15 protein-coding genes and 1 tRNA gene are annotated in these 13,370 nt (G+C 61.3%); 6 read left to right on the plus strand and 10 right to left on the minus strand.

What is annotated here, in order from left to right:
• Nucleotides 1-28 precede the first annotated feature (28 nt).
• From RHM62_RS01435 to RHM62_RS01440, 3 genes are all read right to left on the minus strand, one after another.
• Nucleotides 29-1,327 carry a DASH family cryptochrome gene (locus tag RHM62_RS01435; RefSeq protein ID WP_322125287.1) on the minus strand — a complete coding sequence of 433 codons (1,299 nt, stop codon included), beginning with the start codon at nt 1,325-1,327 and terminating at the stop codon, nt 29-31.
• Nucleotides 1,324-1,473 (minus strand): DUF2256 domain-containing protein, encoded by a 150-nt coding sequence (locus tag RHM62_RS19005; protein ID WP_323581632.1) that lies wholly within the window; start codon nt 1,471-1,473, stop codon nt 1,324-1,326. The genes RHM62_RS01435 and RHM62_RS19005 overlap by 4 nt, the downstream gene beginning before the upstream one ends.
• A gap of 269 nt (nt 1,474-1,742) precedes the next feature.
• Nucleotides 1,743-1,818: transfer RNA gene (locus tag RHM62_RS01440), tRNA-Arg, on the minus strand.
• 182 nt (nt 1,819-2,000) lie between these two features.
• On the opposite strand from RHM62_RS01440, the gene RHM62_RS01445 reads away from it, so the two are divergent.
• Complete coding sequence (locus RHM62_RS01445; protein WP_322123817.1) at nt 2,001-2,873, plus strand: c-type cytochrome; 873 nt, start codon at nt 2,001-2,003, stop codon at nt 2,871-2,873.
• A 59-nt stretch (nt 2,874-2,932) separates the two neighbouring features.
• Here the strand turns inward: RHM62_RS01445 and RHM62_RS01450 are convergent, their stop codons facing one another.
• The 6 genes from RHM62_RS01450 to RHM62_RS01475 form a co-directional block, all read right to left on the minus strand.
• Entirely contained in the window at nt 2,933-3,319 is a 387-nt protein-coding gene (locus RHM62_RS01450) for a hypothetical protein (RefSeq protein ID WP_322123818.1), read from the minus strand.
• A gap of 14 nt (nt 3,320-3,333) precedes the next feature.
• Nucleotides 3,334-3,726, minus strand: coding sequence for a phage holin family protein (locus RHM62_RS01455; protein ID WP_322123819.1), 393 nt, complete (start codon nt 3,724-3,726; stop codon nt 3,334-3,336).
• Nucleotides 3,727-3,743: 17 nt separating this feature from the next.
• The gene (locus tag RHM62_RS01460) at nt 3,744-4,046 is read right to left on the minus strand and encodes a DUF883 family protein (protein ID WP_322123820.1); all 303 of its coding nucleotides are present in this window, start codon (nt 4,044-4,046) and stop codon (nt 3,744-3,746) included.
• A 166-nt stretch (nt 4,047-4,212) separates the two neighbouring features.
• On the minus strand, nt 4,213-5,646 hold the full coding sequence (locus RHM62_RS01465; protein ID WP_322123821.1) for a dihydrolipoyl dehydrogenase: 1,434 nt from the start codon (nt 5,644-5,646) through the stop codon (nt 4,213-4,215).
• A complete protein-coding gene (locus RHM62_RS01470; RefSeq protein ID WP_322123822.1) occupies nt 5,643-6,194 on the minus strand; it encodes a hypothetical protein in 552 nt (183 codons plus the stop codon). The genes RHM62_RS01465 and RHM62_RS01470 overlap by 4 nt, the downstream gene beginning before the upstream one ends.
• 122 nt (nt 6,195-6,316) lie before the next feature.
• Complete coding sequence (locus tag RHM62_RS01475; RefSeq protein ID WP_322123823.1) at nt 6,317-6,784, minus strand: hypothetical protein; 468 nt, start codon at nt 6,782-6,784, stop codon at nt 6,317-6,319.
• A 246-nt stretch (nt 6,785-7,030) separates the two neighbouring features.
• Here RHM62_RS01475 and RHM62_RS01480 point away from each other — a divergent pair, with 246 nt between their 5' ends.
• From RHM62_RS01480 to RHM62_RS01490, 3 genes are read left to right on the plus strand one after another with little or no spacing between them, the layout of a single operon-like run.
• Complete coding sequence (locus tag RHM62_RS01480; RefSeq protein ID WP_322123824.1) at nt 7,031-7,594, plus strand: SRPBCC family protein; 564 nt, start codon at nt 7,031-7,033, stop codon at nt 7,592-7,594.
• A 32-nt stretch (nt 7,595-7,626) separates the two neighbouring features.
• Nucleotides 7,627-8,196, plus strand: coding sequence for an SRPBCC family protein (locus RHM62_RS01485; RefSeq protein ID WP_322123825.1), 570 nt, complete (start codon nt 7,627-7,629; stop codon nt 8,194-8,196).
• 35 nt (nt 8,197-8,231) lie between these two features.
• Nucleotides 8,232-10,247, plus strand: coding sequence for an AsmA family protein (locus tag RHM62_RS01490; protein WP_322123826.1), 2,016 nt, complete (start codon nt 8,232-8,234; stop codon nt 10,245-10,247).
• Here RHM62_RS01490 and pip read toward each other — a convergent pair whose 3' ends face one another.
• Complete coding sequence (gene pip, locus RHM62_RS01495) at nt 10,248-11,210, minus strand: prolyl aminopeptidase (RefSeq protein WP_322123827.1); 963 nt, start codon at nt 11,208-11,210, stop codon at nt 10,248-10,250.
• Between the two features lie 114 nt (nt 11,211-11,324).
• On the opposite strand from pip, the gene RHM62_RS01500 reads away from it, so the two are divergent.
• Nucleotides 11,325-12,431, plus strand: coding sequence for an S-(hydroxymethyl)glutathione dehydrogenase/class III alcohol dehydrogenase (locus RHM62_RS01500; protein ID WP_009666906.1), 1,107 nt, complete (start codon nt 11,325-11,327; stop codon nt 12,429-12,431).
• On the plus strand, nt 12,431-13,279 hold the full coding sequence (fghA, locus tag RHM62_RS01505) for an S-formylglutathione hydrolase (protein ID WP_416172282.1): 849 nt from the start codon (nt 12,431-12,433) through the stop codon (nt 13,277-13,279). Before RHM62_RS01500 ends, fghA begins: the two co-directional genes overlap by 1 nt.
• Nucleotides 13,280-13,370: the final 91 nt, after the last annotated feature.

A 13,370-nucleotide genomic window follows, 5' to 3' on the forward strand; every position in this document is an offset into this window, starting at 1 on the left:
CGCACCCGCTCACCGGGATCTATCCCGATCAGGCGGTTTTCCACAATGCCCGATAGGCACCGTCGGCATCGTAATCCCTGGCTTGCTTTTGTGGATTGAAACGCCGCCCGCCGCGCGGGTCGGTGCCGCGCCCGGCCAGATACAGCCAGTTGCCCTGGTTACTGTAGACGTCGTAATCCACCAGTTGCGACTCGAACCACGCCGCTCCGGCACGCCAGTCACCGCCCAGGTCGTGGATCAGGTAACTGGCGACGATCTGGCGCAGCCGGTTTGACAGGTAGCCGGTGGCGGCGAGTTCGTGCATGCCAGCGTCGACGATGGGCTCGCCTGTCAGGCCATGAGTCCAGCGCGCAAATTGTGCGGCGTCATGCACCGGTCTGGCCATCCCGGCATCGGCGAGGCCATGATGGCGGTAAAGCTTGCGGCCGTATTTCAGGTGCAGAAACCGGAAATAGTCGCGCCATAGCAATTCGAACCAGAGCCAGTAAGTGCTGTCATTGGCACCAAATTCATCCTCGAACTGTTCGATCGCGGCGTTAATGGTGCGCGCCGACAAGGCACCCGTGGCCAGCCAGGGCGAGAACTTGCTGGAGTAGTCGAGACCCGTCAACCCGTTGCGGGTGTCCTTGTACGTGTGCGCAAGTTTGCGATCCAGATACTGGTGCAGATGTGCGAGGCCCGCGCTGGTGCCGCCTGCACAAAATACGGACTGGTACGGAAAAGACGAGCGCACATCCGCAGCGGGCAGCGGGTGCGGCGTGTCTTGCCAGCGATGCGGCAACGGCGACGGCAATGCCGGCAACGGCGGAATCAGTGCCGGATACGCCTCCGGCGCGACCGGCGCCACGTCGGCTTTTTCAACCGCGGTACGAAACAGCGTGAACATCTCCGGCAAGCGCCGCGTGGAAAACGGCAGCGCATCCGGCTCAAGCAAACTCGATTGCCAGACCATGTCGATATTCAGGCCGGCTGTGCGCAAGGCCTGCACGGCATCCTGCTCGTCGGGCGCGGCGATCGCCTCGCTCACGATGCGGGTCGCACCGATGCTGCGGGCCAGCGCCGGCAATACATCCTGAGGCCGGCCGGCAAGCTCGATCAGTTCACTGCCCCGGGCAGCCAGTTGCCCGGCCAGGTCTGCCAGTGTCGCCGCCAGAAAAGCGCGTCGATGCACGCCGACCCGCTCGAAGCCCCAATGCGTCAGCGCCCGGTCCGACGGATCGTGGCAAAACACCGGCACGATGTGGCTGCTTTCCCCGCAAGCCAGCAAAAAAGATAAGTTATCCAGCAAGCGCAAGTCGCTACGAAACCAGTAGATCACGGTGCTCACGGCTTGCCCCCTTTGTCGCGGCGGCAGCGTTCGGAGCAATATTTGACGTCGTCCCAAACGCGCTCCCACTTCTTGCGCCAGGTAAATGGCAAGCCGCAACTAACGCAGATCTTGGTAGGCAGGTCGGATTTTTTTTGCATTTTCATTCGAAGGTGTCCTGGGGGACCGCGCAGACAGACCCGTTTTCTTGATGATTTCCAAGTGGCAACTTTGCCACAATTTGGAGAAAACTGCAGGAGGAGGCAGCGCAGCAGATCGCCGGGGCCGTCCGGTGCTTGTCCGGTGCTTGTCCGGCGCTTGTCCGGCGCTTGTCCTGACCTCGTGACAGCATAAAAGCACGCTGCGACATCCGTTGCGCCCAACAAAAAAGGGCTACCAGCCGAAGCGTGTAACCCTCTATTGACCTTGATGTTTCTGGTGCGGCTGGCTGGAATCGGACCAGCGACCCTTGGCTTCGGAGGCCAATACTCTATCCACTGAGCTACAGCCGCATACGGGGAACCGTCAAGAGGATCGAAGGATACCGTTTTTCGCAGCGTCCGTCCATGGATAGGAGCGTTTCTACGTTCCAAACGCAAACCAACTCATCTATAATCCACCCCTTTGCGGTGTCTAGCGCTGCACGCCTTGCGCCAGGCCGTCCACCGGTTTCGAAATTTGCACTGAGGGAAACATGAGCGATTCACACGACGACCATTCAAGCGGTATCAAAACTCCGAAACAACTGATTGCCGCCGTAGTGGCCGGTTTTATCGTGCCGATTATTGGAATTGTCCTTCTTGTGCAATATGTTTCCAACGCTGACAAAGTTGGTGACGGTTCCAACGCATTGACGCCGCAGGCGATCTCGGCACGGATCAAGCCGGTTGCCGATGAGGGCTTTACCTTCAAGGACGTCAACGCTGTCAAGGTGCTGCAAAGCGGCGAAGCCGTCTACAACGCTGCTTGTATGGCCTGTCACGCTGCTGGCGTCGCTGGCTCACCCAAAACCGGCGATACCGCTGCCTGGTCCGCCCGGATTGCTCAGGGCTACGACACACTGGTATCGCATGCCGTCAATGGTATCCGCGGAATGCCTGCCAAAGGCGGCAACCCGGACCTCGACAATATTGAAGTGGCGCGTGCCGTGGCCTACATGGCGAACAAGGCTGGCGCTACGTTCAAGGAACCTGAAGCACCAGCGGCATCCGCTGCGCCAGCTGCTGCACCTGCTGCCCCGGCACCCGCTGCCATGGCGGCACCTGCTGCAGCACCTGTTGCCGCGGCAGCCGCGGCAGAACCGGCAAAGCTGTCCGCCGATGCCGGCAAGAAGCTCTACGACAGCGCGTGCATGGCTTGCCACACAGCAGGCATCGCTGGCGCACCAAAATTCGGTGACAAGCTAGCCTGGGCTGAGCGTATCAAGCAGGGTCCGGCGGTCTTGCATGAACATGCGATCAAGGGCTACCAGGGTAAAGCCGGTGTCATGCCTGCCAAGGGCGGTTCTACAGCCAGCGATGACGAAGTCAAGGCGGCAGTGGATTACATGATTGCCGCAGCTAAATAAGCGATCTCGCGATAAAAAAAGCCGACGTCATGTCGGCTTTTTTTTGTTTGCTACGGGCATTACACGCTCTCGTCCTTCGCCGCACGCCCGTCGCGCCGAAACAGAAAATACGCCCCTGCACCCACGGCACCCACCACCGCTGTTGTGCGCAACAGGGGCCGCAGCAAACGCGCTTTCAGTGCGAACGATACGCCGCTCACGACGATGGGAACCAGGGTTTGCAGGTTCGCTCCCTTGACGCGCAGCAGGCTCCCCAGCGCCGAGTAAGCCGTACCCGTCAACTGGCTGATGATGCTGCGCGCCAGCGTGTCGGTCTGGAGGTTGTTGCCAACCAGCTCGATCGAACTGCGCATGCCAACCCGAAAGTTGGCCCCCTCGCGGATCAGTTTTTCCTTGCGCCGGGCCAGCGTGAGTACGGCGGCAGAAGTAGGCGATTCATCGTTCATCCGGGCTCCAATAGTTACAGCAATGCATCGCGGTCATTGCGCAGCTCGGCCAGCGTGGCGGGCATCGACAGCCTGCCTTGCTTGAGCATGGATCGCAGATACAGCAGGATGCCGACGGCGATGGCAGTGAAGCCGGCGGCAACGATCAACAGGATTTTCCACCCCAGCGCGTCCCAGCTCAGAAAAACCAGCAAGCCGGTCCAGAACGCCAGCGCGAAGCAAGCTGCGACGACACCCGCAGCAGCGACCAGAATCAGCTTGAACAGGTTTGCCCGCACTTCGGCCATTTCGATCGAGGCCAGCTCGATCCGGTTGACCAGCAGCGCGAAAAAATTCCGTGCCATGCCCGCCAGGCCGATCATCAGGCCGGAAGTCGGAGCGCTGGTGCCGGAAGATTTATTGTCCATGTGGTGCAAAGAACGGCTTACTTGCGTGCAATGAGCAAGCCAACCAGCAAACCGACCGTTGCAGACACGGCGACAGCGCGCCATGGGTTGTCGTGTACGTATTCGTCGGCGCTCGTGGCGATCTCCTTGCCGGTCTCGACAGCGGCAGCCTGGACATCGTGTGCCCTGGTCGCAGCGGCTTCCAGCAATTCCATACCTCTGCCGCGCAGTTCGTCGGCTTTGACACCGGTTGCCGAGGTGGCTTCGCGGAACAGGTCCTGGGCATCCCGGACCAGGGTTTTCATATCGGTGCGGCCAGTCTTGAGGTGCGAGGTCAGCATGGTAAAACTCCTTGTAGGTAAAAATGGCTTGTCTGTAGGGCATACAGACTGCGGCAGTGCGTACCATAACCCGAAACAGCCGGCGAAACAGTACGCTAACTCACTTAGTTAACTCGTGCCGTCGATGATGGACGAGGTCCGTTGTACCGGTTTGAGCACGGACAAATCACATCCCCGGCGTGCAATCGGCACAATGCTCGATATCGGCGACGTCCTGGTCGAGCTGGTCCTGCAAGCGGCGCAGCGCCGTGCGAATCCCTTCCTCGATCACGGGATGGTAGAACGGCATATCCAGCATCTGTGTCACCGTCATCCGGCTCTGACAGGCCCAGGCCAGCAGATGCGACAGATGTTCGGCACGCGGCCCGACCATCTCGGCACCCAGCAAACGGCCGCTACCGCGTTCGGCATACAGCCGCAGCAGTCCGCGGTTCTGTCGCATCACGCGACTGCGCCCCTGATCAGCAAACGCCACGCTGCCGACCGCATATTTTTGCGCAACGAGATCGCTGTAGCGTTGCCCGACCAGCGCAATTTGCGGATCACAAAACACGACGCCCAGCGGTGTCCGGCGCAGGCCGGCTGCCACGTCGGGAAATGCACCGGCGTTGCTACCGGCAATGCGTCCCTGATCGACCGCTTCATGCAGTAGCGGCAACTCGGCATCGACGTCGCCGGCAATAAAAATCGTGCTACTACCGCATTGCATCGTGGTGCGATCAAACAGCGGCACGCCGTGCGCGTCGAGCGTCAGGCCGGAGCGATCGAGCTGCAGGTCGGCCAGATTCGGCGCACGCCCCGCCGCCGCCAGCACCAGCGAAAAATGCTCGCTACGTACGACGCCATCCTTGCCTGCCGATTGCACCAGCACGCCGTCGTTATCGCGCTGCGCATCGAAACGCTGATTTCCCAGCCGCATATCGAGTTCACCGCCGAGACAATCCAGTGCACTGCCAAGCACTTCAGGATCACTCAAGGGGCCGATGTGCTCGCCGCGTCCGAACAGCGCTACCCGCACGCCGAGCCGATGCAGCGCTTGTCCCAGTTCGAGGCCGACCACGCCGGCACCCAGTACGGCGACCGATGCGGGCAGGCTGGTCCAGTCAAATAATTGTTCGTTGTCGATCAGACGATCACCCAGGCCCAGCAATTCGGCCGGCCTGCGCGGACTTGACCCGGTCGCGATCACGATACGCGCGGCATTGACGATGGTGTGCGCGTCGACCTGCAACTGTTGCGGACCCAGAAAACGCGCGCTGCCGACCAGACGATCGATCGGGTCGATGTGCTCGACCCCGTCCACCACGAAACCGACAAAGCGATCGCGCTCGGTGCGTACCCGCGCCATGACCGCCGTGCCGTCAATGCGTACCGGTCCGGCATGGACGCCGAAACCCGCCGCGTCAGCAGCGTGGTAAGCCGCATCGGCAGCGGCGATCAGCAATTTGCTGGGCATGCAGCCCACCCGGGCGCAGGTCGTGCCGTACGGACCACGTTCGATCAGCAGTACCTTGACTCCATGGGATTTAGCCGCACGGTAAGCAGTCAGGCCGGCGCTGCCGGCACCGATGACCGCGACATCGACATCGATGATATTCATGCTGCGCTCCCCTGTTCCGGTTCGCGCAGCTCGGCAAACGAGGCAATGCTGCCGATGTGGACCACGATCGGATTGAGGGACAGTGCCGGTTGCATCGGACGCCAGGCAAACAGCCATTCTTTTTGTCCCGCCAGATGGCGTCCCCGGGTGAACGCCGTACCCAAAGCACTGGGCGCACCGTAGGCCACGGCCGCATCAATCCCGGCCCACTGCGGCAAGGCCTTGTGTACCGCGCGGTGCAGGCGTTCGCCAAATTCTTCGGTGTTACGGATAACGACGCAGCACAATCCTGCGGTGTCCTGGCGCTTCAACTGTTCGCTCAGGGCAGTTGACAGGCTCAGGGTCAGGAAGCCGGCTGTTGCCATGGTTCTTGCCGTACCGAAGGGCAGGATCTGGCTGGCGGGCGAGACGCCGGGGGCGGGATCGGCCTGGCCGCTGGCGCGCAAACGAAATTCACCGGCTTGCAGGGCACGCTCGGCGGTCTGCCGGTCCGCATAAAAATACAGCGTGGCCGGACGATTTTTTTCAACACGAGGGGAGGCGGACATGGTGCTCCTTGATCTGGTTCATTTGGCGAACGGCCCTCCTGGAGGCCACCCGCTACGCAAAATCGGATTCTACCGTCTTGCGCGCGAAAGCTTACAAGCGCTGGCGCACGCTCCGGCACCCGCTACTCGGCCATTTGTGGCGCGGCAATGCTGCGCAACTGGAAACGCCCGTCGGTATTGAATAACCAGGTCTCCGATAATTCGAGCCGGCCATGCTTGAGCAAGGAGCCCGCCGGACGCGGAAACGGCGCACTGCTGCGCAAGCTGGCCAGTGCGGTTGCCTCGGTCGTACTGTCATGGTTGCTGCGGATGATATCGCTACGAAGCAGCTTGCCGCCGGCATCGACCGAAAACTTGACCACCACTACCGAGCGCAGGTGCGCCTGGGGCTGGCCGCCGTACACCAGACTCGCATTGGCGTTGGAGATACGCTGCGCCAGCGCTTCCTTGTAGCCCTCCAGCGTAGTGACTGTCACCGGCACGGCTGGCTGGCCTAGCGTGTCGCTACGGGGTGCCGGACTCCGGCCGGGAGTGCAGGCAGCGAGTACGGCACTCAGGGTAGCCAGCAACATCGCAAATCGTTTTTTCATGATGGGGATCCCGGGAAAAATTATCAGCGCCATCGTGCCATGCGGGTTGCAAAAGAAGACGGCATGCATCCTGACGCTGGTGCGGACTTTGCGCGGGCCCGGTTCCGGCAGGCCTCCGTCCGCTTTTACGCAACACGACTGCCCGGCCCACGTCGCGGCCATTATCGCCCGACTGCCGCAGCACGGCGAGCAGGAACACTATTGTCTGCTATGGTTACCCCTCCGACGCCACCGGGTACGCCTGCCATGACCAACGCTGCCCTGTGTTCCCTGCTGATCGCCACCATGACCATGCTGGCGCTGCCGGCAAGGGCAGCCGCCTCGATCGACATTGCCGTCACCCGTAACCACGCCTCGAAGCAGGCCTACTTCGACATCCGGGCCAGTGGCTTTGCGCACACCACGCCGGAACACGTCTGGCAGGTCCTGACCGATTACGAACGCCAGCCCGATTTTGTGCCGAACCTGCTGCGGGCGCGCATCCTGTCGCGCAACGGTCCGGAGGTGCTGCTGGAGCAGGACGGGCGCAGCGGATTTTTCATTTTCCAGCGGGCGATCCATCTGCAGGTGCTGATTACCGAGAAATCACCCACGTCGATCGACGTTGCACTGGTCTCCGGCGACATGACGCGCTACAGTGCGCGCTGGTTGGTGAGCCCGGTCGAACAAGCTGGCGTCAGTGGTACCCGCATCGATTACATCGGGGCGATCGAACCGAATTTTTTTGTCCCGCCGCTGATCGGCAACGCCATCGTGCAAACCGATATCCGCAAGATGCTCGAAGCCGTCATCAGCGAACTTGAAAAATAATGCGGTACCTAAAAACCGCAGAAGGACATCCGATGAAATCCTCTTGCGTCGTACTCTCTGTGCTGTTGCTCACGCTGACCGGCAGCGCCGTTGCCGCCATCGATGACGACGAGCCGCCTATTCAGGTCCAGGTAAAAAAATCCGGTGCGCTCATCATCGTCGACGCCGATTTCAGCGTCTCGGTGACGCCGCGCCTGGCGTGGGAAGTGCTGACCGATTTTGATCACATGGCGCGCTTCATTTCGAACGTGAAGTACAGCGCGGTGACGTCCCGCCAACAGGGCAAATGGCAGGTGGCACAAAAAGGCGTCGCAGCACATGGACCGCTGAGCTTCAGCTTCGATTCTGTCCGCGAGGTCACGCTAACGCCGTTCGAACTGATCACGACGCACCTGGTGACCGGCAACCTGAAGCAACTCGACGGCACCACCCGCCTGCGCAGCGAGGGGAACGGAACACGTGTTGTCTATCACGCCGAGTCCATTCCGGACACCTTCGTGCCGCCACTGGTCGGCACCGCATTCATTGCCAGCGAATCACGCCATCAATTCGAAGAAATGCGCATTGAAATGCTCAAGCGCAAGACCGCTGTCGCGCCCTGACCCATCCAGCGGCGCCAACCCTCCAGGAATTTTGCATGCCCACATTGAAGAAATCCGTCCTGATCGGCTTGGCCATCGTCGCCGTAGCGGTCACCCTGACGCTCGCGGCGCTGCTGACGTGGGACTGGGACCGCAGCCGTCCGTGGCTCAATGACAAGGTGTCGCAAGCAATCGGCCGTGACTTTGCGATCCGTGGACACCTCGGTCTGGGCTGGCATCGTCCGCCCGGCGAAACCGGCTGGCGCAACTATCTGCCATGGCCGCGGTTAACCGCCAGCGATGTGGTCATCGGCAATCCCGCGTGGGCGCGTCAGCCGACGTTTGCATCGCTCGACCGGATCGAGTTCGACATCGCCCTGCTGCCGTTGTTGCGCCGGCAAATTGCCATCCCGTCGATCGCGCTGGTGAACCCGGCCGTCGACCTGGAACGACGCGCCGATGGCAGCGTCAACTGGACCTTCGCACCGCCGCCCGGGTCGCCGTCGGCGTGGACAATCAAGCTCGACCGGATCAACTTCGCCAGCGGCACCGTCGCCCTCACCGACAAGCTCAAGAAAATAGACGCCGTCGCCACGATACGACCGGCCGGCGACACGGTCGAGCTTGGTGCCTTGCTCGACAAAAACAAGCCAATCCAAGCCGGCCCGGCGTACGGTTTCGCCTTCGATATTGCCGGCACCTACAACAAGGCGGTCGTCAAGGGTAGCGGCCACTTCGGCGGCGTGCTGTCGCTGGTCGATGCCAGCCGGCCGTTTCCGTTGCAGACCGATCTGCGGGTCGGCGATAACCACATCGTCATCGATGGCACCATCACCGATCCGGGCAATCTGGCCGCACTCGACCTGCAGTTGCAACTGGCATCAAACAGCATGGCGCATCTGTACGAACTGACCGGCGTGGCCTTGCCGGACACGCCGCCGTTTTCGACCAGCGGTCATCTGACCGGCCGCTTGCGCAAGTCCGATAGCGTGTTCCGCTACGAAAAATTCAGTGGCAAGGTCGGTGGTTCGGACCTGGCCGGCACGCTCGAATACAGTACCGCAGGAGCACGCCCGAAACTGGTCGGTGACCTGCGCTCGGAACGCTTGCTCTTCGCCGACCTGGCACCGCTGGTCGGTGCCAGCAAAACCGATGCGCCGTCGGCCGATGTCAAGCTGGTGCCGGGCCGGGCGATTCCGGTCACGCCATTCCGGACCGACCGCTGGAAAGCCATGGATGCCGATGTCAAGTTTGTCGGCAAGCAGATCATTCGCGGTGCTGCCCTGCCGGTCAATGACGTGTCGGCGCACGTGATCATGAATGACGGCGTGCTGACGCTGGATCCGCTGGCCTTCGGCGTCGCCGGCGGTACGCTGACCGGCAGGATCGCACTCGACGGCAGCGCCGATCCGCTGCGCGGAAAGTTCACGATTTCGGCGCGCGGCCTGCGACTCAAGCAGCTGTTCCCGACCTTCGAACCGATGAAGACCAGCTTCGGCCAGGTCAATGGCGATGCGGCGCTGGCAGCGTCCGGCAACACGCCCGCGACGCTGGCGGCGACCCTCGATGGCGAGGTGCGCATGCTGGTCAACGATGGCGTCATGAGCGGCACCTTGCTGGAGCAGGCCGGTCTGAACGTCGCCAATATCGTGCTCGGAAAACTGTTTGGCGACACGCCCGTGAAGATCAATTGCGCCGCCGCCGAATTCATTGTCAAAAAGGGCGTGCTCGAGTCGCGCGTGTTTGCGCTCGACACCGCCGATGCGCTGATCAATGTCGACGGCACCGTCAACCTCGGCACCGAGCGGCTGGACCTGAACGTGCATCCGCATACCAAGGGATTCCGGGTGTTTTCGTTGCGCTCGCCGCTGTACGTGAAAGGCACGTTCAAGGAGCCGCAAGTCGGTGTCGCGATCGGACCGCTGGCAGCGCGTGGCGCGGCGGCGGTCGGGCTGGGATTGCTCAACCCGTTTGCCGCCTTGCTGGCGATGGTTGCCCCGAGCAATAACAATGAATCGCCCTGCCCGTCCATCATCGCCGACGCCAACAAGAACCTGAAAAAAACGCGCTGATCAGTCGAAGTGTCCGCGTAAGCGGAACGCTTCGGTCGCCGCCACCAGTGCGCTGGCTGTGCCCGGTTCGAGCGCCGCGTGGCCGGCGTCGGCAATGATGTGCAATCGCGCTTGCGGCCACGCTACATGCAAGCGATGCGCCGACACCGGCGGGCACACCGCGTCATGGCGTCCCTGCACGATCACCGCCGGCAAATGACGAATCGCCGCGATGCCATCGAGTAGCTGGTCGGGCGCCAGAAAACACGCATTGAGCATGTAGTGCGCTTCGAGCCGGCCGATGCCGAGGCTGACGGTATCCGAATCGGGCTGCTCGTCTTGCGGCAGCAGGTACACGCAACTGCTTTCGTAGCGATTCCAGCTGCGCGCAGCCGGCAGATAACTGTTCGGATCGTCGCTAAACAGCCGCTTGCCGTAGGCATGAATCAGGTCGTCGCGTTCATCCTCCGGGATGAATCCGGCGAAGCGCTGGTGCGCCTCCGGATAAAACCATTTGATGCCATTGATGAACCAGTCGATCTCGGCGGGCGAGCCCAGGAATATGCCGCGCAAAATGAAACCGAGGCAAGCCTGCGGGTGGGCCTGGCCATACGCCAGCGCCAGCGTCGACCCCCATGAACCACCGAACACCAGCCACTGCGCGATGCCGAGCGATTCCCGTAATTGCTCGATATCGGCCACCAGCAGCGCGGTTGTGTTGTCGCGGTATTCGCCCAGCGGCGTCGACTGACCGGCCCCGCGCTGGTCGAACAACACGATGCGATAAAACGCCGGATCAAAAAAGCGCCGGTGCTGCGGCGAGATGCCACCGCCCGGACCGCCATGCAAAAACAGCACCGGCATGCCGGCCGGATTGCCGCATTCTTCCCAGTACAGCGTGTGGCGCGCATCGACTACGAGGCGACCGCTGCGAAAAGGAACTAGTGGTGGAAACAGCTGAGTGACTGCAACAGGGAGGGTCATGGCAAAGTATCGGGAAATTAAAGCGGTGAAGAGACGATCTGATTTTGCGCTGATAATAGCCCCGAAATCAGCAGTGTCCACTCATGATAGACCAGACAAAAAGCGAGTCCCCAAATGAAAACCAAAGCAGCAGTAGCCTGGCAAGCCGGCCGTCCCCTGACCATCGAAGAGGTTGAATTAGGCGGCCCGCGCGCCGGTGAAGTACTGGTCGAACTGAAGGCCACCGGCATTTGCCATACCGATTACTACACGCTGTCGGGTGCCGATCCGGAAGGCCTGTTCCCGGCCATCCTCGGCCATGAAGGCGCCGGTATCGTGGTCGATGTCGGCCCGGATGTGAAGTCGATCCGCAAGGACGACCACGTCATTCCGCTGTACACGCCGGAATGCCGCCAGTGCAAATTCTGTCTCTCGCAAAAAACCAATCTGTGCCAGTCGATCCGCTCGACCCAGGGCCAGGGCCTGATGCCGGATGCGACCAGCCGCTTCTCGCTCGATGGCAAGCCGCTGTTCCATTACATGGGTACATCGACCTTCTCGAACTACATCGTGGTCCCTGAAATCGCACTGGCCAAGATCCGCGAAGATGCACCATTCGACAAGGTCTGCTACATCGGTTGCGGCGTCACCACCGGCGTGGGCGCAGTGATCTTTACCGCCAAGGTTGAATTCGGTGCCACCGTGGTCGTGTTCGGACTCGGCGGCATTGGCCTCAATGTAATTCAAGCCGCCAAAATGGTCGGTGCCAGCAAGATCATCGGTATCGACCTGAACCCGGCGCGCGAAGCCATGGCCCGCAAGTTCGGCATGACCGACTTCATCAATCCGAAAGATGTCGAGAACGTGGTTGACCGCATCGTCGAACTGACCGATGGCGGTGCCGATTACTCGTTCGAATGTATCGGCAACACCAAGGTAATGCGCCAGGCGCTGGAATGCACCCACAAGGGCTGGGGCCAGGCAATCGTCATCGGTGTAGCCGATGCCGGTGCCGAAATCAGCACCCGTCCGTTCCAGCTGGTTACCGGCCGCGAATGGAAGGGCTCGGCGTTTGGCGGCGCGCGCGGCCGTACCGATGTCCCGAAAATCGTCGACATGTACATGGACGGCAAGCTCAACATCGATGACCTGATCACGCACCGCTTGCCGCTGGAACGTATCAACGAAGGTTTTGATCTGATGAAAGCCGGCGAGTCGATCCGCTCGGTGGTGCTGTACTGATGGAACGCCTCGGCGAACATGCGTGTTTTGGCGGCGTGCAGGGGTTTTACCGGCACGCCTCGACGACGATAGGTTTGCCGATGAAGTTCTCGGTGTACCAGCCGCCGCAAGCCAAAGAAGGACCGGTTCCGGTGCTGTTTTTTCTGGCCGGCCTGACCTGCACCGAAGAGACCTTCATGATGAAAGCCGGCGCGCAGCGGTATGCCGCCGAGCACGGCATGATGCTGGTCGCGCCCGACACCAGCCCGCGTGATACCGGCATCGCCGGTGTCGCCGACAGCTGGGACTTCGGCAATGGCGCGGGCTTTTATCTGGATGCGACCGAAGCACCTTGGGCCAGCCATTTCAGGATGGAGTCGTATCTAGTCGACGAGCTGCTGGCCTTGATCGTGCGGGAGTTTCCGGCCCGTGCGGATGCGGTTGGCATTTTCGGTCATTCGATGGGCGGGCATGGTGCGCTGACGCTGGCGTTGCGCCATCCGGAAGTGTTTCGTTCGGTATCAGCGTTCGCACCAATCGCTGCGCCGTCGCAATGTCCGTGGGGCGTAAAAGCCTTTGGTCAGTATCTGGGCACTGACCAGAGCACCTGGGACGCGCACGATGCCAGCACCCTGATGGCGAAAAGTCTGGAATCGCCATTCCCGAACGGCATCCTGATCGACCAGGGCCTGGCCGACCAATTCCTCGATGCGCAGCAGTTGCTGCCGGAAGTCTTCGAGGCAGCCTGTCGCCATGCAGGGCAACCACTGATCCTGCGCCGGCATGCCGGCTATGACCATGGTTACTACTTCATCGCCAGTTTCATTGCCGACCATCTGGCCTTTCATCATCGCAACCTGTCTTCCTGAAGTCTTTTTTGCCGGCAAGCTAGGCAAAAGAAATAATCTGTTGTAGACTTCGGGCCCTTCAGGTGTGAAGACAAACACCGGTTTTGAAGGC

It is taken from the genome of Actimicrobium sp. CCC2.4 (genome assembly GCF_034347385.1).
Lineage (GTDB): Bacteria > Pseudomonadota > Gammaproteobacteria > Burkholderiales > Burkholderiaceae_D > Actimicrobium.

Bases quoted from the DNA above. Each gene is read 5' to 3' on its own strand.
- RHM62_RS01460 (WP_322123820.1), bottom strand. From the start codon at position 4,046: ATGCTGACCTCGCACCTCAAGACTGGCCGCACCGATATGAAAACCCTG.
- RHM62_RS01450 (WP_322123818.1), bottom strand. From the start codon at position 3,319: ATGAACGATGAATCGCCTACTTCTGCCGCCGTACTCACGCTGGCCCGG.
- RHM62_RS01455 (WP_322123819.1), bottom strand. From the start codon at position 3,726: ATGGACAATAAATCTTCCGGCACCAGCGCTCCGACTTCCGGCCTGATG.
- RHM62_RS01500 (WP_009666906.1), top strand. From the start codon at position 11,325: ATGAAAACCAAAGCAGCAGTAGCCTGGCAAGCCGGCCGTCCCCTGACC.
- RHM62_RS19005 (WP_323581632.1), bottom strand. From the start codon at position 1,473: ATGAAAATGCAAAAAAAATCCGACCTGCCTACCAAGATCTGCGTTAGT.
- pip (WP_322123827.1), bottom strand. From the start codon at position 11,210: ATGACCCTCCCTGTTGCAGTCACTCAGCTGTTTCCACCACTAGTTCCT.
- RHM62_RS01465 (WP_322123821.1), bottom strand. From the start codon at position 5,646: ATGAATATCATCGATGTCGATGTCGCGGTCATCGGTGCCGGCAGCGCC.
- RHM62_RS01445 (WP_322123817.1), top strand. From the start codon at position 2,001: ATGAGCGATTCACACGACGACCATTCAAGCGGTATCAAAACTCCGAAA.
- RHM62_RS01470 (WP_322123822.1), bottom strand. From the start codon at position 6,194: ATGTCCGCCTCCCCTCGTGTTGAAAAAAATCGTCCGGCCACGCTGTAT.
- RHM62_RS01480 (WP_322123824.1), top strand. From the start codon at position 7,031: ATGACCAACGCTGCCCTGTGTTCCCTGCTGATCGCCACCATGACCATG.
- RHM62_RS01475 (WP_322123823.1), bottom strand. From the start codon at position 6,784: ATGAAAAAACGATTTGCGATGTTGCTGGCTACCCTGAGTGCCGTACTC.
- RHM62_RS01485 (WP_322123825.1), top strand. From the start codon at position 7,627: ATGAAATCCTCTTGCGTCGTACTCTCTGTGCTGTTGCTCACGCTGACC.
- RHM62_RS01490 (WP_322123826.1), top strand. From the start codon at position 8,232: ATGCCCACATTGAAGAAATCCGTCCTGATCGGCTTGGCCATCGTCGCC.
- fghA (WP_416172282.1), top strand. From the start codon at position 12,431: ATGGAACGCCTCGGCGAACATGCGTGTTTTGGCGGCGTGCAGGGGTTT.